At 75.0% G+C, this 20,701-nt stretch carries 17 protein-coding genes and 1 pseudogene; 9 read left to right on the top strand and 9 right to left on the bottom strand.

Annotation, left to right across the window (positions count from 1 at the left end):
- Positions 1–60: 60 nt before the first annotated feature.
- The 3 genes from ACMCNO_RS24140 to ACMCNO_RS24150 form a co-directional block, all read right to left on the bottom strand.
- Positions 61–3,405, bottom strand: coding sequence for a hypothetical protein (locus ACMCNO_RS24140; RefSeq protein WP_412751722.1), 3,345 nt, complete (start codon positions 3,403–3,405; stop codon positions 61–63).
- Positions 3,402–4,844, bottom strand: a complete 1,443-nt coding sequence (locus ACMCNO_RS24145) for a replication-associated recombination protein A (RefSeq protein WP_412751723.1) — start codon at positions 4,842–4,844, stop codon at positions 3,402–3,404. The genes ACMCNO_RS24140 and ACMCNO_RS24145 overlap by 4 nt, the downstream gene beginning before the upstream one ends.
- Positions 4,845–4,914: 70 nt before the next feature.
- Positions 4,915–5,118 (bottom strand): hypothetical protein, encoded by a 204-nt coding sequence (locus tag ACMCNO_RS24150; protein WP_412751724.1) that lies wholly within the window; start codon positions 5,116–5,118, stop codon positions 4,915–4,917.
- A gap of 106 nt (positions 5,119–5,224) precedes the next feature.
- On the opposite strand from ACMCNO_RS24150, the gene ACMCNO_RS24155 reads away from it, so the two are divergent.
- Positions 5,225–5,704 carry a GNAT family N-acetyltransferase gene (locus ACMCNO_RS24155; protein WP_412751725.1) on the top strand — a complete coding sequence of 160 codons (480 nt, stop codon included), beginning with the start codon at positions 5,225–5,227 and terminating at the stop codon, positions 5,702–5,704.
- Here ACMCNO_RS24155 and ACMCNO_RS24160 read toward each other — a convergent pair.
- The 3 genes from ACMCNO_RS24160 to ACMCNO_RS24170 form a co-directional block, all read right to left on the bottom strand.
- Positions 5,688–6,422 (bottom strand): DUF1345 domain-containing protein, encoded by a 735-nt coding sequence (locus ACMCNO_RS24160; RefSeq protein WP_412751726.1) that lies wholly within the window; start codon positions 6,420–6,422, stop codon positions 5,688–5,690. The two genes, ACMCNO_RS24155 and ACMCNO_RS24160, sit on opposite strands and share 17 nt — an antisense overlap.
- Positions 6,423–6,503: 81 nt before the next feature.
- Entirely contained in the window at positions 6,504–8,306 is a 1,803-nt protein-coding gene (aspS, locus tag ACMCNO_RS24165; protein WP_412751727.1) for an aspartate--tRNA ligase, read from the bottom strand.
- Between the two features lie 90 nt (positions 8,307–8,396).
- Positions 8,397–9,692, bottom strand: coding sequence for an alanine racemase (locus tag ACMCNO_RS24170; RefSeq protein WP_412751728.1), 1,296 nt, complete (start codon positions 9,690–9,692; stop codon positions 8,397–8,399).
- Positions 9,693–9,800: 108 nt separating this feature from the next.
- Between ACMCNO_RS24170 and ACMCNO_RS24175 the strand changes: the two genes are divergently transcribed.
- From ACMCNO_RS24175 to ACMCNO_RS24210, 8 genes and pseudogenes are all read left to right on the top strand, one after another.
- A complete protein-coding gene (locus ACMCNO_RS24175; RefSeq protein WP_412751729.1) occupies positions 9,801–11,120 on the top strand; it encodes an amidohydrolase/deacetylase family metallohydrolase in 1,320 nt (439 codons plus the stop codon).
- Between the two features lie 4 nt (positions 11,121–11,124).
- Positions 11,125–11,502, top strand: coding sequence for a RidA family protein (locus ACMCNO_RS24180; RefSeq protein ID WP_412751730.1), 378 nt, complete (start codon positions 11,125–11,127; stop codon positions 11,500–11,502).
- 124 nt (positions 11,503–11,626) lie between these two features.
- On the top strand, positions 11,627–11,929 hold the full coding sequence (locus tag ACMCNO_RS24185) for an urease subunit gamma (protein ID WP_412751731.1): 303 nt from the start codon (positions 11,627–11,629) through the stop codon (positions 11,927–11,929).
- Positions 11,926–12,231, top strand: a pseudogene (locus ACMCNO_RS24190) (urease subunit beta); the annotation flags it as partial. The gene ACMCNO_RS24185 and the pseudogene ACMCNO_RS24190, both read left to right, overlap by 4 nt.
- A gap of 104 nt (positions 12,232–12,335) precedes the next feature.
- Complete coding sequence (locus ACMCNO_RS24195; protein WP_412751732.1) at positions 12,336–14,054, top strand: urease subunit alpha; 1,719 nt, start codon at positions 12,336–12,338, stop codon at positions 14,052–14,054.
- The gene (locus ACMCNO_RS24200; protein WP_412751733.1) at positions 14,054–14,716 is read left to right on the top strand and encodes an urease accessory protein UreF; all 663 of its coding nucleotides are present in this window, start codon (positions 14,054–14,056) and stop codon (positions 14,714–14,716) included. Before ACMCNO_RS24195 ends, ACMCNO_RS24200 begins: the two co-directional genes overlap by 1 nt.
- A complete protein-coding gene (gene ureG / locus ACMCNO_RS24205) occupies positions 14,706–15,452 on the top strand; it encodes an urease accessory protein UreG (RefSeq protein ID WP_412751734.1) in 747 nt (248 codons plus the stop codon). The genes ACMCNO_RS24200 and ureG overlap by 11 nt, the downstream gene beginning before the upstream one ends.
- Positions 15,452–16,285 (top strand): urease accessory protein UreD, encoded by an 834-nt coding sequence (locus ACMCNO_RS24210; protein ID WP_412751735.1) that lies wholly within the window; start codon positions 15,452–15,454, stop codon positions 16,283–16,285. The genes ureG and ACMCNO_RS24210 overlap by 1 nt, the downstream gene beginning before the upstream one ends.
- Before the next feature lie 21 nt (positions 16,286–16,306).
- Here the strand turns inward: ACMCNO_RS24210 and ACMCNO_RS24215 are convergent, their stop codons facing one another.
- The 3 genes from ACMCNO_RS24215 to ACMCNO_RS24225 all read right to left on the bottom strand — a co-directional run bounded on the left by ACMCNO_RS24215 (position 16,307) and on the right by ACMCNO_RS24225 (position 20,465).
- Entirely contained in the window at positions 16,307–17,215 is a 909-nt protein-coding gene (locus ACMCNO_RS24215; protein ID WP_412751736.1) for a sigma-70 family RNA polymerase sigma factor, read from the bottom strand.
- A gap of 122 nt (positions 17,216–17,337) precedes the next feature.
- Positions 17,338–17,595, bottom strand: a complete 258-nt coding sequence (locus ACMCNO_RS24220) for a hypothetical protein (protein WP_412751737.1) — start codon at positions 17,593–17,595, stop codon at positions 17,338–17,340.
- A gap of 482 nt (positions 17,596–18,077) precedes the next feature.
- Positions 18,078–20,465, bottom strand: a complete 2,388-nt coding sequence (locus ACMCNO_RS24225) for a protein kinase domain-containing protein (RefSeq protein ID WP_412751738.1) — start codon at positions 20,463–20,465, stop codon at positions 18,078–18,080.
- Positions 20,466–20,701: the final 236 nt, after the last annotated feature.

Here is a 20,701-nt window from a genome sequence, read left to right on the forward strand (position 1 = left end):
GCGGCCGTGTGCGGCTAGTGCAACCGTGCAGACCCTACCGTCCGTCATCGCCGATGCGTGTCACGACCGGGAGGGTGTCGGCTCCAGCAGGGGATCATCACTGAGAACCGGGTCCGGGGTCTCGCCGACCAGCGACGGGTTCGGCGCCGGTTCCTTCTTGCCGCGCAGGTCCGTGATCGCGTTCTGCACCTTGATGCTGACGCTGGAACCCGTGCACTTCTTCGGGTCCGTGGGGGGCACCACACCGTTCGCTCCGGTCGACGGCAGCGCCGCCGGGTCCTGGGCGGCGACCGCGTCGATCGCGCAGGCGGGCGGGCCGACCCACAGGTCCAGAGTGAACTCGTCGCGCCGCCAGCAGGTGTAGCTGCCGTCGGTCACCGGCTGCTCGGGGCACTCGGCGACCTTCCAGCGGTGCCACCCGGCCGTCGACAGCGCCGCGGCGTACGCCTTGGTGGTCTCCTGATACGGCTGCTGCGACTGGGCGGTGCGCTCGCGGAACCGGCAGTCCATGAAACACCACTGGCTGCCGCTGCTGCGGTCCTTTACCTGCGCCTCGGCCCAGGACGGCACCTGCAGCGCGTCCAGCGAGGTGAAGACCGGGTCCCGGGTGGCCGAACGGATCCCGAAGAACAGCGGCAGCAGGCCCAGCACCACGACGGCCAGCGACATCAGCGTGATGACCCGCAGCCGCCGCTGGGTGCGCATCTTCTGGCGCAGCTCGGAACGGGCCTCGCGCAGGTTGCCCAGTGCCGCGTTGCCCAGCGCCGCGGCGGGCGCGCCCGTGGCGAACGGGCGTACCGGCGGGCGGGTCGCGGCGCCGCCGGGTGCCCCGTCACGGGCCGGAGCTGCGGCGCTGTCCGCGGGCGGCATCGTGCGGGCGGCGGCGGAACCCACCGCGGCCGCGCTGACCGTGGCGGACGCCCGCGTCGGTGCGACGGCCGTGCCGCCGGTGACCTGGGCGCGGCCCGGCGCGGGAGCCGCTTCCAGCGCACGGCTGGGCGCCCCGACCGAAGCCGCGCCGGTGGCCCGGCCGGGAGCCGGCTCGCCGGGCGGCAGGGCCCGGCTCGGCGCCTGGCCCGGCGGCAGGGCCCGGCTCGGCGCCGGACCGGGCGGCAGTGCCTGGCGGGGTCTGTCACCAGGCCGGGAGGCACGGCCGGTGCTGCGGTCAGGTGCGGTGGGTGGGGACACCGGCGCGGTACCAGGACGGGCAGACGGCACCCGGCCGGCGACGGGCGCGGCGGCCACCCCCGGACTGGACGCCAGGCCCGCAGCGGACGCCATCCCGGACGCCGGCCGCCGTCCCGGAGGATGATCCGGCGCGCCGTGGGCGGGCTGCTCCGTCACACCGTGCCGGGACGCATGTTCCGGGCGCTCGGCCAGGCCGTGCCGGGGCGCGGGCCCGGGATGCTCCGGGAGGCCGTGCCGGGCGGGCTGGTCTCCTGGAACCGACGCGATGCCGGGTGCGGCCGGGCTGGCCGAGCCGACGACCGGGCCGCTCGGCCGGGCGGTGCCATGACCGGCGCCCTGGCCGGTGGCCGAACCGGGCTGCCCAGCAATGCCGGGCCCGCCGGGCTGCATCCCGGTGCCAGGCCCGGGCTGCGGCGCAGGAGCGCGGCCTGGTGCGCCGGCGCGCCCTCCCCGACGGCCGGTACCGCTGGTGCGGGACGGGTCCCCGGCACGCGGAATCGACCCGGTGGCGCCCCCCGCCATTGCTCCGGCGCGGCCGGGCACGGCGGGACTGCGTACGCCCTCGCGGCCCGGCACGACCGGCGGGGCGACGGACTCCGCGGCCGGACTCGGCTGACCGCCCGCCCGCCCGCCTCGGGGGCCGGGCGCCCGCCCCGGCTGAGCGCCGGACGACGGCCCGGGCTGCCCGGGCGGGAATCCGCCGGGCTGCCCGGCCGGGAAGGGGCCGGGGTGGCCGGAAGGAAGCTGGGCCTGCCGAGCGCCCGGCGACCGCGGTGCGGACGGCGCGGCGGAACGCTGGTCGCCGGGGCGGGCGCGGCGACCGGGCTGGCTCCCGCTCCCCCGCTGTCCCGGTGCCTCGGGCGCCGGGGCGTACGCGCCGGATTCGGGCGCACCGTGGCGTCCGCCGCCGTCGCGGGTGCCGTCGGCGGGTTGCCGGTCGCCCGGGCGGCCGCGGGTGCCCGCTGCCGCGTTGCGGGATCCGAAGCCGGTGCTGTCGGCGCCGGGGACCGCGGAGACCGGCCGGACGCCACCGCCCTCGCGATGATCGGGCAGCGGGTACTCGTGGCGCGGGGCGCCGTCGGGCTGGTGCGCGGCGGGCGGGAAGCCGCCGGCCGCCGGGTCGGGCCGGGCATGTTCGGCAGCCCGGCGGGCCACCGGTGCGGCGGGTGACTCGTGGGCCGGGCGCCGCATCGCCGGGCCCGCGCCGGATGTGGGTCCGGCCGGCGGCTCGGCGGCCCGGCGGCCCCGGGACTGCGACGCCGCACGGCCACGCGGCGCGGGCAGTTCGGGCGCGTTGCCGGACAGCGGCACCGGCGGGGCCGCGTGAGTCGACGGGGCGGCGTGGGTCGGCGAGACCGGCGCGGAGGGCGGGACGAGATCGGACGGGCCGGTGGTGCGGCCCGGCTCGATCTGGCGGCGCCCGTGGCCCGGCCCGCGTTCGGCCTCCCGGCGCGGCGGAGCCACCGGCACGCCCTGGTGGTCCCGTGGCCCGCCGTGGGCGGCCTCAACGGGCCGGGACCGGCCTCCGGGCGGAGGCGGAACGGAACCGGGCGGGGGCGGCACGGAACCGGGCGGGGGCACCGAACGGGGCGCCACGGGAGGGGCCGACCGTGGGGCGGGCGCAGGGGCCGGGCCGCGCATCCCGGGCGGACCGGCGGCCGGTGAGCCGGGAGCGGCCGGCCCACCGGGCGAGGGGGGCCCACCGGGTGAGGCGGGGGCCGCTGCGGGGCCACGCCGCCGTCCGGGGTTCCCAGCCGCGTCGACGGCGGGCCAGCCGCCGGTGGCGGGGAACTCCCCGGAGCCGTCCTGCCAGGACCGGGCGCGGCCGGTCTCCCGGGCGCCCGGGCTCCGGGACGCGGCGCCGGTCGGTGCGCCGCTGGTGGCGCGGGGACCCGGCGGCGGGCTGACCGGGCGTACCCCGGGATCGCCACCGGCCGGACCGAACGTGCGTGGGTCCGCGGCGTCGTCCTCCGGGCTGGGGGCCGTGCGGCCGGACTTGCTGGTGCGGGCCTCGCCGGGGGCGGCGCCGGGGCCGATCGCGGCGCGCTGCTCCTTGGCCGTACGGAGGTCGTCGAGCCAGCCGGTCTCCTCCTGCGGCACCTCCTCCGGCGTCGCGGGCTCCGGCCGGCCACGCCCGAAGCGCCGACGACTGCGCCCGGCCTGCTCGTTGCGCTGGCCGGTCTCGTCGTCGGGCCCGTCGGCACCGCGCGCTCTCACAGCTGTTCCCCTCCGGCGGCGTCGCCGCGCTCGCCCGCGTCCGTACCGTCGGCCGACGGTACGCGCTCTCCCCGCACGATTCTGCGCAGGCGGGGCAACCGCTCGCCGACCGCCCGCTCGGCGCCGTGGTCGGTGGGCCGGTAGTACTCCGCGCCGACCAGATCATCCGGCACATAGCGCTGCGTAACAACTCCCCGCGGGTCGTCGTGGGGGTAGCGGTAGCCCGTACCGTGACCAAGACCACGTGCCCCCGGGTAGTGCGCGTCGCGCAGGTGCGCCGGAACGGCCCCGCCGCGCCCGGCCCGCACGTCGGACAACGCCTCCCCCAGCGCCGTGGTGACGCGGTTGGATTTAGGAGCCGTGGCGAGGTGCACGACCGCCTGGGCGAGATTGAGCTGGGCCTCGGGCAGGCCGACCTGCTGCACCGCCTGCGCCGCCGCGGTCGCGACCAGTAGCGCCTGCGGATCCGCCATGCCGACGTCCTCACTGGCGAAGATCACGATCCGGCGGGCGATGAACCGGGGATCCTCCCCGGCGACCAGCATGCGGGCCAGCCAGTGCAGCGCGGCGTCCGGGTCACTGCCCCGCATGCTCTTGATGAAGGCGCTGATCACGTCGTAGTGGGCGTCGCCGTCGCGGTCGTAACGGACGGCGGCCACGTCGACGGCGCGCTCGGCGGTGGCCAGATCGATCTCGGCGGCCCCGACCGCCTGGGCGGAGGCGGCGGCGGCCTCGAGGGCGGTGAGGGCCTTGCGTACGTCTCCGCCGGCCAGCCGGACGAGGTGTTCCTCGGCGTCAGCGCTGAGGGTGACCGCACCGGCCAGGCCGCGCTCGTCGGACAGCGCGCGCCGCACCAGCGCGCGCACGTCGTCCTCGGTCAGCGCGTGCAGGGTGAGCAGCACACAACGCGACAGCAGTGGCGAGATGACCGAGAAGTACGGATTCTCCGTGGTCGCCGCCAGCAAGGTGACGGTCCGGTCCTCGACCGCGGCCAGCAGCGAGTCCTGCTGGGTCTTGCTGAACCGGTGCACCTCGTCGATGAACAGCACCGTGGGCGGGCCGCCGCCGCGCCGGACCCGGCGGGCCGTGTCGATGACCGCCCGCACGTCCTTGACCCCGGCGGACAGCGCCGACATGGCCACGAACGTACGGTCGGTGGCGGCGGCCACCAGGTGGGCGATGGTGGTCTTGCCCGTGCCGGGCGGCCCCCACAGGATCACCGACATCGGGGCGCGGCCGGTGACCAGCTGGCGCAGCGGCGCGCCGGGGGCCAGCAGATGGTCCTGGCCGACGAGCTCGTCGATGCTGGCGGGACGCATGCGTACGGGCAGCGGGGAATCCGGGCCGGGCGCGGTGAATCCGACGGGCTCGGCGCCGGCCGGGGCGGCGGTGCGCGCGGCCCCGGGCCCGGTCAGCGGAAAAAGCCCATCGGATTCCATCGGCACCGAGGGTACCGGCACGCCCGTCAGTGCCGGAAATGCGCCGAACGCCCAGCTTTGGCCCGCCGGGTCATCCGCGGCCGGGGCGGCGCCCGGAGAACCGGCGTCCCGACCCGACGGACGTACCACTGCCCACCCCGGCCAGATACAGGGAGAGCAGCAGCAGGCCGAGCGAGGCGAACGTGGGGAAGTTGACCAGGTCGGTGGACTTGACGTCGAGCAGATCGAGCAGCAGGTAGATGCCGAAGACGACGGCGGCGGCAATGGCCAGCATGGTTTCCTCCGGGGGGAGTGAGAAGCACCTGGCGCGCTGATACCCCGGCCGGGACCGGGCCCAAACGCCGCTGGCACGGCGGCACCGGCCCGATACCCTGCCGCGCATGATCCACGTACGCCGCGCCACCCCGACCGACGCCGACGAGCTGATGCGGCTGCGGGTGGTGATGCTCAGCGGCATGGGCACCCCGGTGGCCGACGGCCCGTGGCTGGCGGCCGGCGCCGACCTGCTGCGCCGCCAGCTCGCCGACCCGGCCGAACGGGTGGCCGCGTTCGTCGTCGCCCGCCCGGACGCCCCGCACGCCCTGGCGGCCTGCGTGGTGGGCGCGATCGACGAGCGGCTGCCCGGCCCGCACAACCCCAGCCCGTTCAAGGGGTACGTCTACAACGTCGCCACGGATCCGGGCTACCGCCGCCGCGGCTACTCCCGCGCCTGCATGCGTGCCCTGCTCGACTGGTATGCCGAACGCGGAGTCACCCTCGTCGACCTGCGCGCCTCCCCCGACGGCGAGCCGCTGTACACCGCGCTCGGCTTCGTCCGCACCCCCGACCCGGCGATGCGCCTGATCACGCGAGCGCGTTGACCGCCTTCGCCACCACCAGGGTCGCGATCACCACGGAGATCGCCGACTGCAGCAGCATCGCGGTCTTCGCCCACCGCGACAGCGGCATCGTGTCGGTCGGGCTGAACGCGGTCGCGTTGGTGAACGCCAGGTACACGTAGTCGAGGAACCGGGGTTCCCAGTCGCGCCCCAGCCGGTCGTCGGCGAGCTGCGGGAAGAGGAAGTCCGGGTACTGGTGCGTCCCGGCCGAGCGGGCCTGCGGGCCGCCCCGGTCGAACTCCCAGTACCAGACCGCGAACGTGAGCACGTTCAACAGCCAGACCGCGCCGCCCGTGGCCAGCAACTGCGCCGCGCTGGCCGGGGCGTGGCCGGTGGCGATGTCGCGCACGAGCAGGGCCACCGAACCGGCGTTGGCGAGGCTGATCACCGCCGTCAACGCCAGCCCGACGCGGCGCAGCACCGGCGTGGGCCGCTCCATCCGGCCGGGGTTGGCCGCGACCAGCACTGCCATCAGCACGATCTCCACCGCGGGCAGCAGCCACCGCGACCCCAGGGTCAGCCGGTCCGGCAGCATCAGCTGCAACCCGATCATCCCGGCGATGGCCAGCGCGAACGGCCACCGGTGCTCGCCCGCGGTGGCACGCCGCCAGGCGGGCGCCACCGCGTCCTCGACGTCGCGGGTGACCAGTCGCTCGACGCGGGCCAGCCGCTCGATCAGGTCGTCGGAATCCGGCTGCACGCGGCCAGTCTCACAGCTCGGCGCGGCGGGCGCACCGCGTTGCGGCGCTGCGCCCACCGGCGGCGGACGCGCCGCCTCGCGTCAGTTCGAGTGCTCCACCGGCAGGGCGACGCCGTCGGTGCCGGGAAGCCCCGCGGTCGGCTTCGGCTTGGCGTCGATGCCCGCCTCCAGCCGCTGCTGCGCGGTGATCGGCGTCGGCGCCCCGGTCAGCGGGTCGAACCCGCCGCGGGTCTTCGGGAACGCGATGACCTCGCGGATCGAGTCCGCGCCGGACAGCAGCATGCAGGTGCGGTCCCAGCCGATCGCGATGCCCGCGTGCGGTGGCGGGCCGTACTTGAACGCCTCCAGCAGGAAGCCGAACTTGTCCTGGGCCTCCTCCGGCGAGATGCCGAGCAGGTCGAAGACCCGGCTCTGCACGCTGCCCCGGTGGATACGCACGCTGCCGCCGCCGATCTCGTTGCCGTTGCACACGATGTCGTACGCGTACGCCAGCGCCCGGTCCGGAGCGTCCTCGAAGTTGTCCATCCACTCCGCGTTGGGCGAGGTGAACGGGTGGTGCACCGCGGTCCAGCCGCCCTCGTCCGTACGCTCGAACATCGGCGCGTCCACCACCCAGCAGAACGCCCACGCGGACTCGTCGATCAGGTTGGTCCGCCTCGCGATCTCGATGCGGGCCGCGCCCAGCAGCTCCTGGGCCTCCCGGCGGTGGTTCGCGGCGGCGAAGAAGATCGCGTCGCCCGGCTTGGCGCCGACCGCGTCGCCGATCCCGGCCAGGTGCGCGGCGGACAGGTTCTTGGCGACCGGGCCGCGCGGCTCCCCGGTCGAGGAGTCCAGCAGCACGTACGCGAGCCCGCGCGCCCCGCGCGCCTTGGCCCAGTCCTGCCAGCCGTCCAGCTCCTTGCGGGTCTGCCCGGCGCCGCCCGGCATGACCACCGCGCCGACGTAGCCGCCCGCGTCGATGGCCCCCGCGAAGACGCGGAACTCCGTGCCGCGCAGGTAGTCCGTCAGCTCGGTCAGTTCCAGGCCGTAGCGCAGGTCGGGCTTGTCGGAGCCGTACCGGTCCATCGCGTCGTGCCAGGTGATCCGGCGGATCGGGGTGGGCACGGTGACGTCGGCCAGTTCGCCCCACAGCTTCGCCACGATCTGCTCGCCCAGCTCGATGACATCGTCCTGGGTGACGAAGGACATCTCGATGTCGAGCTGGGTGAACTCGGGCTGCCGGTCCGCGCGGAAGTCCTCGTCGCGGTAGCAGCGGGCGATCTGGTAATACCGCTCCAGGCCGGAGACCATCAGCAACTGCTTGAACAGCTGCGGCGACTGCGGCAGCGCATACCAGGTGCCCGGCTGCAGGCGGACCGGGACGAGGAAGTCGCGGGCACCCTCGGGGGTGGAGCGGGTCAGCGTCGGCGTCTCGATCTCCACGAAGTCGCGGGCGTGCAGCACCTCGCGGGCGATCTGGTTGGCCCGGCTGCGCAGCTTCAGCGCGCTCGCCGGCCCGGTGCGGCGCAGGTCCAGGTACCGGTACTTCAGGCGCAGGTCGTCGGAGGCGGTCACCGCGTCGTCGACCGGCAGCGGCAGCGGCGCGGACTCGGACAGCACCACCAGCTCGCTGGCCACGACCTCGACCGCGCCGGTGGCCAGGTCCGGGTTCTCGTTGCCCGCCGGGCGCGCGGTCACCTCGCCGGTGACCTTGACGCAGAACTCGTTGCGCAGCGCGTGCGCGTCCTCCTCGCGGAAGACCACCTGGACGACGCCGGAGGTGTCGCGCAGGTCGACGAAGATGACCCCACCGTGGTCGCGCCGGCGGGCCACCCACCCGGCGAGCGTCACCGTCGTGCCGGCGTCACTCGCACGCAGGCTGCCGGCGTCATGGGTACGGATCACGGGAACGTCTCCTCACAGGTGTCACAGGGCGCACCCGACATTCTGTCAGGGCCGCCGGGCCCAGCCGCGACGCGGCCCGAAACTCGTCGATCAGAAGTACGTGTGCAGCACGTCCACGACGCGCAACTCGTCGTCGACCACCGGGATGTGCCGCCACTTGTCGAACGCCGTGCACGGGTGCGAGATCCCGAACCGCACGATGTCACCGGGGACCAGCCGCACCCCCGGGGCCACCTCCAGGTAGGCGTGGTGGTCGTTGAGCCGGGTCACCGCGAGCCCGTCCGCCGCGACCGTGACGCCGTCCGCGCGGCGCACCGACAGCGGCACGGGCAGGCCCTCATCGAACGGCGCGTCCCGCTTGCCCATCCCGGCCAGCGCCAGACCCGGCTCCGGGACCGACAGGACCTGGGCGTACAGGTCGAGGGCGGCGGCCAGCGGGCCTTCGGCGGGCACCCGGCGAAACGGGGTGCGGTCGGCGTACAGGCCGTCGTCGTGGGTCACCGAGGCGCCGCTGCGCAGCACCGTACGCAGCTCGTGGCCCGGCAGCCACGCCCCCGCCAGCAGGCCGGCGACCCGGTCGAACCAGGCGCTGCCGCCCGCCGACACCAGCACCCGCGGGCCGAGCAGCCCGCCCGCGGCCAGGGCCCGCGCACCGGCCGCCAGGCCGGTCAGGAACGCGTCCACCTCGGCCTGCCCGCCCAGCCCGCCCTCATACCCGGTCACCCCGGCCAGCTCCAGGCCCGCGACACCGGTCACGGCCCGGCCCACGGCAACGACCTGCTCGACGGTACGGCAGCCCGTGCGCCCGCCGGAGTGCCCGAGCTCGACCAGTACCCGCAGGCGTCCCCGGGTGCCGCCGGAACCGGATCCGCCGGACCCGGCCGCGTCCGGCCCGGCCACGCGGGGACCGGCCGCGTCGAGGGCCGCCGCGGCGGCGGCCACCCCGGCCGCCGAGTCGACCTGGAGGTACACCTCCCAGCCGCGGGCGCTCTCCGCCGCCAGCCAGCGCAACGCGGTCACGTCGAGCACCTCGTTGGCCAGCACCACCCGCGGTACGCCGACGCGGCGCAGCACCAGCGCCTGATTGGCCGTTGCCACCGTCATCCCCCACGCCCCGGCGTCCAGCTGTGCGGCCAGCAGCGCCGGGGCCATGGTCGTCTTGGCGTGCGGCGCGAAGTCCAGCCCGTGCCGGGCGCAGTACGCGGCCATGGTGGCGATGTTCGCCTCGGCTGCCGACCGGCGCAGCACCAGCACCGGCCAGGTGAATCTGCCGTCGAACAGCCCGGGCCGCGTCGCGGCGAACTCGGCCCCGCTCACCGATCCGCCGGGCAGCCAGAAACCCTTGCTGCGCCAGTCGATCCGCTCATCTGGACTGTCGAGGGTCACGCTCAGCTCCAGATGACTGGTACCGATCCGGATGACTTGACCGGCGCAGCGCCGCCACGCACGCTGTGCAAGCTACCCCTTGATCGAACATTGTGGAGGACCCTCGCCGTGCCGGACCCGTACGATCTGCTCCTCGTCGGTGGCGACGTGCTGGACCCGGGCGGCGGGCACACCGGGCGACTGGACGTGGCCGTGCGCGACGGCCGGATCGCTGCGATCGGGCCCGGCCTGGGCCACGCCGCCCGCACCGTCGTCGAGATCGCGGGACGACTGGTCACGCCCGGGCTGGTGGACCTGCACACCCACGTGCACCCCGGCGCCGGGTACTGGGGCATCGACCCCGACCCGATCGCCTGGTACACCGGCGTGACCACCTGGGTCGACGCCGGGTCGGCCGGGGCGTACACCCTGGACGGGCTGCGCGACTTCGCCGCCGGGCGGCAGGTGCGGGTCGCGGCCCTGCTGAACGTCTCCGGCCCCGGGCTGGCCGCCCGTACCGGGGAGTGCCGGGACCTGTCCGCCTGCGACGTCGCCGTGGCGATCGACACCGTCCTGGCACACCGCGACCTGATCCGCGGCGTCAAGGTACGCGTCGACGCCGAGGCGGTCGGCGGCAACGGCGTCGAGCCGCTGCGGCGGGCTCTGGCCGTGGCCGACGCCTGCGGGGTACCCGTGATGGTGCACATCGGTGCGGCGCCGCCCGCCGCGGCCGACGTGCTGGACCTGTTGCGCCCCGGTGACATCGTGACCCACTGCGCCAGCGGCATCGCGACCCCGCTCGGGCCCTCGGCACGGGCCGCGTACGAGCGTGGGGTGCTGTTCGACCTCGGGCACGGCTCGGGCGGGTTCGCCTTCGACGTGCTGGAGGCGCAGCTCGACGCGGGGCTGCGGCCGTACTCGATCTCCACCGACCTGCACGCCCGCTCGGTCTACGGTCCGGTGTTCGACCTGCCCACCACGATGGCCAAGCTGCTGGCCGTGGGGATGTCGCTGCCCGACGTGGTCGCCGCGGCGACCGCCCACCCGGCCCGCGCGTTGCGCCTCGACGCCGGGACCCTCACCCCCGGCGCCCCTGCCGACCTGGCGGTGTTCGCGGTGGAGCCGGGCGAGTTCGAGGTCGTCGATGCGCACCGGCAGACCCGGCGGGCCCCGCTGCGGCTGGTCAACGAGGCCACGTACGTGGCCGGGCGGCGGCTGGGACCCCGGCTGCCGGCATCCCCGCCGTCGTGGATCCCGCTCACCGACGCTCAGCACGCCGCCCTGCGGCACCGCGAACGCGACGTGCGGGCGCTGCTCGGCACCCCGCTCGTCGGCGTCGACGGGCTGGCGGAACAGTTTCCCCGCCCGCCCCGGCCCACCGTCGAACCTTCGCGCCCACCTCAGGCTGCCGCACGGACCTCCGATCCCACCGCACCCGTCAAGGAGTGAGCAGATGCCCAGCCGTGCCGTCCACACCGACCAGGCCGCCCCCGCGGGCGGCCCGTACTCGCCGGCCGTCGTCGCGGGCGACACCGTGTACCTGTCCGGGTCCATCCCGGCGCGCCCCGACGGCACCCGCGTCACGGGCAGCTTCGCGGAGCAGGCGCACGCCGCGTTCCGCAACCTCGCGGCGGTCGCCGAAGCGGCCGGGGCCAGCCTGGACCAGGCCGTACGGGTCGGTGTCTACCTGCGCGACTTCGCCGACTTCGCCGAGCTCAACGAGATCTACCCGCAGTACTTCCGCGGCCCGGTGCCGCCCGCGCGCACCACGGTCCCGGCGGCACTGGTCGGCTTCGACATCGAAGTGGACGCCGTGCTGTACCTCGGCTGAGTGTCGCACCGCACCCGGGCCGCCCGGCGTGCTTTGATCGGGTGACCGGCGGCGGACACGGCGGGTAACGTGCCGGAAACCTCCGGCTGCGAGCATTTCGCTTCGGCGATCAGGGAGGCCCGGCTTGTTCCTCAGCCAGCACGAGCAGGAACGTCTGCTCATCCACGTCGCGGCGGACGTGGCCCGGCAGCGGCGGGAGCGGGGACTGCGCCTCAACCATCCGGAGGCCACCGCGATCATCACGGCGTTCCTGCTGGAGGGCGCCCGCGACGGCCGGACGGTGGCGGAGCTGATGGACACCGGCCGCCGGGTGCTCACCCGCGAGGACGTGCTGGCCGGTGTGCCCGAGATGCTCACCGAGGTGCAGGTGGAGGCGACCTTCCCGGACGGCACGAAGCTCGTCACCGTGCACGGGCCGATCGCATGATCCCCGGCGAGATCCTGCCCGGGCCAGGCGACATCACGATCAACCCGGACCGTCCCGTCCGGACGCTGTCGGTACGCAACACCGGCGACCGGCCGGTGCAGGTCGGCTCGCACTTCCACTTCGCCGAGTGCAACACGGCGCTGGAATTCGACCGGCAGGCCGCCTGGGGCCACCGGCTCGCCGTACCGGCGGGGACCTCGGTGCGCTTCGAGCCGGGACTGCCCCGCGACGTGGAGCTGGTGCCGCTGGCCGGGCGCCGGGTCGTGCCCGGCCTGCGCGGCCTGGCCGGTGGCTGCCTGGACACCGAACCACCGACGCCCGCACCGGCCGAGGTGGATGACATCGAACCGGCGGGCTCGCTGGACGAGGACGCGGGGGAAGGCCCGGCCAGCAACGGGAGCGCCCGGTGACCGTCCTCGACCGCGACCGCTACGCCGCCCTGTACGGCCCCACCGCGGGCGACCGGATCCGGCTGGCCGACACGAACCTGCTCATCGAGATCGACCAGGACCTCAGCGCGGGCCCGCACCCCGGCGACGAGGTGGTGTTCGGCGGCGGCAAGGTGATCCGCGAGTCGATGGGCCAGTCCCGGGCGACCCGCGGCGAGGGCACCCCCGACACGGTGATCACCGGCGCGGTCGTGCTGGACCACTGGGGCATCGTCAAGGCCGACGTCGGGATCCGCGACGGGCGCATCGTGGCACTCGGCAAGGCCGGCAACCCCGACACCATGGACGGCGTGGACCCGGCGCTGGTCATCGGCCCCGGCACCGAGGTCATCGCGGGCAACGGGAAGATCCTCACCGCGGGCGCGATCGACAGCCACGTGCACCTGATCAGCCCGACCATCCTCGACACCGCGCTGGCCTCCGGCATCACCACGATCATCGGCGGGGGCACCGGCCCGGCCGAGGGCACCAAGGCCACCACGGTGACCCCGAACTCGTGGCACCTGGCCCGGATGCTGGAGTCCCTCGACGTGTGGCCGCTCAACGTGCTGCTGCTCGGCAAGGGCAACACGGTGTCCGAGGAATCGCTGTGGGAGCAGCTGCGCGGCGGGGCGGGCGGCTTCAAGCTGCACGAGGACTGGGGCACCACCCCGGCCGCGATCGACGCCTGCCTGCGGGTCGCGGACGCCTCCGGAGTGCAGGTCGCCATCCACACCGACACCCTCAACGAGGCCGGTTTCGTCGAGGAGACACTGCGGGCCATCGCGGGGCGTTCGATCCACGCGTACCACACCGAGGGGGCGGGCGGCGGGCACGCGCCGGACATCATCACGGTCGCCGGGCAGCCGCACGTGCTGCCGTCCTCGACGAATCCGACCCGGCCGTACACCCGCAACACCCTCAGCGAGCACCTCGACATGCTGATGGTCTGCCACCACCTGAACCCGGCCGTGCCCGAGGACCTGGCGTTCGCGGAGAGCCGCATCCGGCCGTCCACGATGGCCGCCGAAGACCTGCTGCACGACCTCGGCGCCATCTCGATGATCGGCTCGGACTCGCAGGCCATGGGCCGGGTCGGTGAGGTGATCCTGCGGACCTGGCAGACCGCGCACGTGATGAAGGCGCGGCGCGGCGCCCTGCCCGGCGACGGCGCCGCCGACAACCTGCGCGCCCGCCGGTACGTCGCCAAGTACACGATCTGCCCCGCGGTCGCGCACGGCCTCGCCGAACTGGTCGGCTCCGTGGAGCCGGGCAAGCTGGCCGACCTGGTGCTGTGGGACCCGGCGTTCTTCGGGGTACGGCCCGCCCTGGTCCTCAAGGGCGGCATGATCGCGTACGCGCAGCTGGGCGACGCCAACGCCTCCATCCCCACCCCCCAGCCGGTGCTGCCGCGCCCGATGTTCGGCGCGTACGGCGTCGTCCCGGCCCAGACGTCGCTGGCGTTCGTCGCACCCGCGGCCATCGACGCGCTGCTGGGCGACCGGATCGCGGTCAGACGGACCCTGGTGCCGGTCGCGGACACCCGCGCGGTGGGCAAGGCGGACCTGCCGCTCAACGACGCGCTGCCCCGCATCGAGGTCGAGCCGGACACGTTCACGGTCCGCGTCGACGGCGAGGCCGTGGAGCCCGAGCCGGTCACCGAGCTGCCCATGGCGCAGCGTTACTTCCTGTTCTGATGGGGACGTCGCTGGCCACCCTGCTCGTGCTGGCCGACGGGCGGCTGCCCGCGGGCGGCCACGCCCACTCGGGCGGGCTGGAGGCGGCCGTGGCGGCGGGCCGGGTCACCGACCTCGCGGGGCTGGCCGGGTTCCTGCGCGGACGCCTGGCGACCGCGGGGGTGGTCGGGGCGGGATTCGCCGCGGCCGCCTGCGCCCGTACCGATGAATGGGCCGAATTGGACGCGGGCCTGGACGCCCGCACGCCCTCGCCCGCGCTGCGCCGCGCGTCGCGGGCCCAGGGCCGGGCGCTGCTGCGCGCGGGCCGGGCCATCTGGCCGGCCCCGCACCCGTCCCTGGCGATCAGCGCCGCGCCCCACCATCCGGTCGCGCTGGGTCTGGTCGCGGCGGACGCCGGCCTGCGGCCCCGCGAGGCCGCGGCCGCCGCTGCGCACGGCACGCTGACCGGTTCCGCCTCCGCCGCGGTCCGGCTGCTCGGCCTGGATCCGTACGGGGTGCACGCCCTGCTGGCGGACCTGGCGCAGGCGTGTGACCGGATCGCGGACGACGCCGACGCCCGGGCGGGCGATCCGGTGGACGCGCTACCCGCGGCGGGGGCGCCACTACTCGACATCGGCGCGGAGTTCCATGCCACCTGGGAGGTGCGTCTCTTTGCATCCTGAACCGACCGCTGCTCCGGCGCCCCGCGGCGCCGGGCCACACCCGCACGAACACGGCCCGGACGAGGTGCCGCACGCCCACCCGCAGCCGGGACGCGACCCCCATGCGGCCCTGCCTCCCGGCGCCCGCGCCCTGCGGGTGGGGATCGGCGGCCCGGTCGGCTCCGGCAAGACCGCCCTGGTGGCCGCGCTGTGCCGCGCGCTCGGCGCCGAGGTGCGACTGGCCGTGGTCACCAACGACATCTACACCACCGAGGACGCCGACTTCCTGCTGCGTACGGGCGTGCTCCCGGCGGAGCGGATCCGCGCGGTGGAGACCGGCTGCTGCCCGCACACCGCGATCCGCGACGACATCTCGGCCAACCTGGACGCGGTCGAGGATCTCGAGGCGGCGCTGGGACCGCTGGATCTCGTGCTGGTCGAGAGCGGTGGCGACAACCTGACCGCGACGTTCAGCCGCGGGCTGGTCGACCGGCAGGTCTTCGTCGTGGACGTGGCCGGCGGCGACAAGGTGCCGCGCAAGGGCGGCCCGGGCGTCACCGGCGCGGACCTGCTCGTGGTCAACAAGACCGATCTGGCGCCGCTGGTCGGCGCGGATCTGGGGGTGATGCGGCGGGACGCGGCGGCGCGGCGCGGCGCGCTGCCCACCGTGTTCCTGTCGCTGGTCGAGGACCGGGCCGCCACCCCCGTGACGGACTGGATCCGCGGTCTGCTGGCCGCTCGCGTACCGGCGGCGTGATGCGGGCGGCCGCGCGCATCGTGGCCGAGGCCGACGGGCGTGGTGGCACCCGGCTGCCGGTGCTGCGCGGCGAGCCCCCGCTGCTGCTCCGGCGTACCGGTCCGGCCCGCGGCCCCGCCACGGTGCACCTGGTGGGCGGCGCGGCGGGCCCGCTGAGCGGCGACGACCTGCGCCTCGACGTCGAGGTCGGCCCCGGCGCGCGGCTGGACGTGCGCGCGGTGGCGGCCACCCTGGCCCTGCCGGGTCGCCCGGCCGCCCCGCCGTCGGTGTTCGAGGTCCGGGCGTCGGTCGCCGCGCGGGCGACGCTGTGCTGGCTGCCGGAGCCGCTCATCGCGGCCGCGGGCTGCGATCACCGCGCGGTGGCCCGGGTGGAGGTGGCCGACGGCGGATGCCTGCTGTGGCGCGACGATCTGGCCTGCGGGCGGCACGGCGAACCGACGGGCGACCTCCACGCCGACGTGACGATCCGGTACGCCGGCGCGACCCTGTACCGGCACCAGCTCGCGGTCGGCGCCCGGGCCCCGGGCTGGTCGGGCGCCGCGGTGCTGGGCGCGGCGACGCTCGGCGGGTCCGGAACCGCGGCCCGGTGCGGCTCCCCGGGCGACGGTCACGCGATGGGGTCGGTCGTGCTCGCCCGGCCGGATCCCCCCGCCACACACCGGGCCGCCGCGGACTTCCCGGGGGTGGGGCAGCCGCGTGCGGAAGCGGCCGTCATGGCGCTGGCCGGGCCTGGTGTGCTGGCCACCGCGATCGGGCCGGACATCCGCTCGGTGCGGGCGGCCCTGGACCCATGGTGCGCCGCCCAGCTGCGAGATCTTGAGGAGTTCGGGTGAGGAGCCGGCCCGAACTCCCCGCTACGCCGCGACGGCAACCGCGACGGGCACCCCGTGGCTGTCCGTCAGGGCCAGCCTGGCGTGCAGGTTGCCCTGCCGGGAGACGCGGGCGAAATACTCGCTGCGGCGCCGCTGCACACAGCCCTTGCGCGTCCGGGGCCCACCGGCCGCGACGGTCAGCAGTTCAGGCGCCAGCGAGGTGTTCAGGCCCTCGCGCAGCATGCGCAGCGCCTCCGTACGCAGCTGCGAGATCCGCGACTCGGTGACCCCGAGTTCCGCGGCGACCTCACTGAGCGGCCGTTCCTGCAGGAACGACTGGGTGACGACCATGCGCAGCCGCTCGGGCAGCGCCTGGATCGCCTGGTGCAGGTAGCCGAGCCGCTCCCGCTTGAGCAACAGGTCCTCCGGACCCTCGGCGGTCTCCGCGATCATCTCCTCGGCCGCTCCGGCGGGGAAGCCCTGCAGGCTGAGCAGGGCGGCCTTCTGCACATCGTCGTCGACCGCGGACAGCTCGGAGACCCCGATGCCGAGAAACTCCGCCACCTCGGGGTCGGTGGGGGTACGGCCGAGCGCGGCGGTGAGTTCCTGCCGCGCGGCGGCGGTGCGGCGGGCCCGGGCCCGTACCAGGCGGCTGGCCCAGTCCTGACCGCGCAGCTCGTCGAGGAGCGCACCGCGGATGCGTACCGCGGCGAACCGGTGGAAGGGGATGCCCCGGGTGACGTCGAACGAGCGGGCGGCGTCCAGCAGCGCGGCGAACCCCGCAGACGACAGATCGTCGGCATGCACATGCCCCGGTACGCGGTTCAGCAACTCCCGCACCAGATAGCCCACCAGCGGCATGTGTTCCCGGATCAGGTCTTCGAGGTCGCGCGCGGAGGGCGCGTCATGGATGGTGCCGGTGGCGGCGGGGAGTTCGGTCGTGACAGTCACGTTGGTCCTCCTCGCGCGTACGAGAACCGGCCGGTGGCGGCCGGTCAGGAGAACCCTCGCCGCCCCCGGGTGCAGGGGCGGCCGAACTCGGTTGCTTTTCTGGTGCTTTTTGCCAGAAATCCTCAGGTCGCGTAGTGGGGGTGCCACTCCTCGACCGTCAGGCGTTCGAGTTGGCCGCAGACCCACACCATGCGGCGAACCGCCAGCTCGGGGTGGTCCCCGAACTCCATGGCGACGCCGGCGGCGCAGCCATCGCTGCCGTGCCGCAGGATCATCGCGGTCACGGCTTCTTCCATCGACTGTCGGTTCGGGTGCTCGGACGGCTGCAGGTTGGAGACGAACAACGCCTCGGCGGCCAGCTCCCGCATGGTGCTGATCATGTCGAACTCCCCGATGTGCGACGACGTGCGATATCCGGCCGGACACATGCGCTAGGACCGATCCACCTCATCTTCCTCGCATGTGCCGCGGCACTCGGCAGGCACGCCGATGCATTTTTCCGCGAATGCGGCCCGGGCGCGGGCGCGGGTCGCGCGCCCGGAACCGCAGGCTTCGCCGTACCGGACGGGTGGGCGGCCGTGGGGCCGGAGCCCGTCCACACGCGGGACCTCACCCGCGCCGAGGTGGCGCGGCCGAGCCCCACCGGCATCGAAGGGCGAGGCGGCGGTATGTCGGGTCGTCCCGATGCGACATCCGGGTCCGCGGTGGCGTCGTCGTCACCGACCGCGCTGTCCTGCCCGGAAACTGTCTGCTGGTGTCACCCGCAACCGTATCGCGGCGATCCGCCGACCCGCCGCGCTTTTTCCGGTCAGCCGGGAGACCGGGCACACGCCCCGTAAATCGTCCTAGGATCCTGCCCGGATCACTGGTCGGCGGGGTCCTGGTCCGCGGGGTCGGGCGGCGGCAGGGACGGACTCGGCGGCGGCGAGTTGGTCGTCGGGGCCGTGGTGGGCGACTCCGTGGTCGGGTCGGTCGTCGGCGTGTCGTCGCCCGGGGGCTTCGGCGGCGGCGGTGTCGTGGTCGACGCGGCGGAGCTGGGCGTTGCCGGTCCCGTCGTGCCGGCAGGCGGTGTGGTGGCACCGGCGGTCGGTGTCGTGGCCGCGCCCGGCGTCGATACCACCGGCACGGGCACCGCCAGACCGTTGGGCGCGATGGAGATGCCCGGCACGGGATTGCTGGTCGTCGGCACCGGCCCGAGCCGCACACCGCCACCCGCCAGGTGCTCGACCGGCCGGGACGGCTCCCCGGGCTTGCCCGACACGAACGTCTCGCAGGTCTTGCCGTCGAGCTGGAAGACCATCGGCGCGGCGTTGCTCTCCGAGTACCGGCCGGTGATCTGCATCGTGGTGGTGCGCAGCGGGCTGAGCGCGTCGGCCGAGGTGAGGGTGACGCCGCGGTCCTGCTGGTCGAGTTTGAGCTTGCCGTTGCCGGACATGGTCTGGTCACCCGGCATCACGAACCACAGGTCCCAGTCCTTGATCGGTACGGTGTCCCGGTTGGCGACCGTGACCGCCGCCTTGAACCGCTTCCCGTCGTCCGACCAGACCGTGTAGCTCACCACGCACTTGCCGTTGGCGGCCAGCACGGACGGCTGCGGAGTCACGTTGGCGGCGTTGCGGCCGGGGACGGTGCCCGCCACAGCCCAGGCCCCCGCGCCGAACGCGACCAGTGCCCCGGTCACGATCAGCACTCGCCGGGTCGGCACGCCGCGACCGCCGCCACCCGGGCCGTCCGGGGCCGGTGGATCGTCGCCGCGCCGCTGGGGCGGCACGAGCTGTCGTTGCGGGGCCAGCGGATCCCGGCTGTTCATCCCCACCGGCGGGCGGATGGCGGTCGGAGCGTCCCCGGCCCGGTCAGCCGTGCCCACGCCGCCGGGACCGGACCACGCCTCCCCGGCGCGGTCGGCCCAGCCGTTCGTCTCGGCGTCCTGCTCGGTGCCGCGGCGGGCACCGGGCTCGGCGGGCAGGGCGGTGCCGGACCGGGCCGCGGCGCTGAACCGGTTGTTGCGGGCCAGGCCCTGCGCGGGATGGGACGGACCCCCGTTGGCGGGCACCGGGGCAGCCGGATCGAGCGGATCGGCGAGGCTGGTCGGGGCGGGGTATCCGGCACCGTCGTATCCGGCACCGTCGGCGAACGGGTCCGCGGCGTCCGGCCCCGCATCGGATCGCCGGGCCCCGGGCGGCGGGGCGCCCAGGGCGTCCACATCGGCAACCGCGGCGAGCCCGGCCGCGCCCATCCCGGAGGGCACCGCCGCAACCCCGCGCCCGGCCTGAGCGGGTGCGTCCGCGACCCGGGCGTGCCCCGGCCGGACCCGGCCGAGGAAGCCGTCGGTCTGCCACCGGGACGGCAGGATCGTGGTGTCCTCGCTGTTGTCGGCCCAGTCCGGCACGAAGCTGCGCGGGGCCGGGGCGCCCGCGGAGAGGCCCGCCAGCACGTGCGCCAGCTCGGCACTGGAGGGGCGGTCGTCGGGGCCTTTCTCGAGACACCGGCCGACCAGCGCCTCGACCGCGTGCGGGAGGCCCTCGACGGGCGGCAGCGGCTCGGGCTCGGTGTACTGGTGCGCGCGCAGCAGTGCCGTGGTCGTGCCGACGTCCCACGGGAGCTGGCCGATGAGCGTGCGGTAGATCAGCAGGCCGACCGCGTACACATCGGTGGCGGGACTGACCTGGCCGCCCTCCAGCCGCTCCGGGGCGAGGTAGGCCGGCGTGCCGAGCAGGCTGCCGTCGGGGTCGATGTCGTTCTCGCCGATCAGGGCGGAGATGCCGAAGTCCACGACCTTGGCGCCGGTCGAGGTCAGCATGACGTTGGCCGGGGTGACGTCACGGTGGACGATGCCACGGGCGTGCGCGGCGGCAAGGGCCGCCGACACCTCGGCGCAGATGCGTACGGCGGCAGGCCAGGGCAGCCGCCGGACGCGGGCCAGCACGGCGGCCAGTGACTCGCCGTCGACCAGCTCCATGACGACGTACGGGACGGGCTCGCCGTCGACCGTGGTCGCCTCGCCGTAGTCGTACACATTGGTGATGTGCGGATGGCTGAGCCGGGCGGCCGCCTGGGCCTCCGCTCGCAGCCGTCGCCGGAACGACGGGTCGGCACTGGTCGACGGTGGCAGGACCTTCACCGCGACCTGGCGACCGAGAACTTCGTCGAACCCTCGCCACACCACTGACATCCCGCCGGCACCGAGTCGCTCGACCAGCCGGTATCGACCGGCCAGCAGACTCGAACCGGGGAGGTCCGTCGTGCTCATGTGCCCCCACATGCGCGATCGGAAGAAACGTCGAGTTCGCACCGCCATGCTGCCCGACGCCGGGGTGTGGATCGGTCCGTCGTTGGACCGAAGCATTCCCCATCGACGGCGAGGATGTTAGCCGACGATCGGCCACTATCTCGACCGATCAATGACAGTACCGGCTCACGCGCCGTCACTCTGCGTTCCGGACTTTCCGCACCTGAGACGCTCTCACGTTGATCGGAGAAATCCCA

Source organism: Krasilnikovia sp. M28-CT-15 (genome assembly GCF_047159595.1).
Lineage (GTDB): Bacteria > Actinomycetota > Actinomycetes > Mycobacteriales > Micromonosporaceae > Actinoplanes.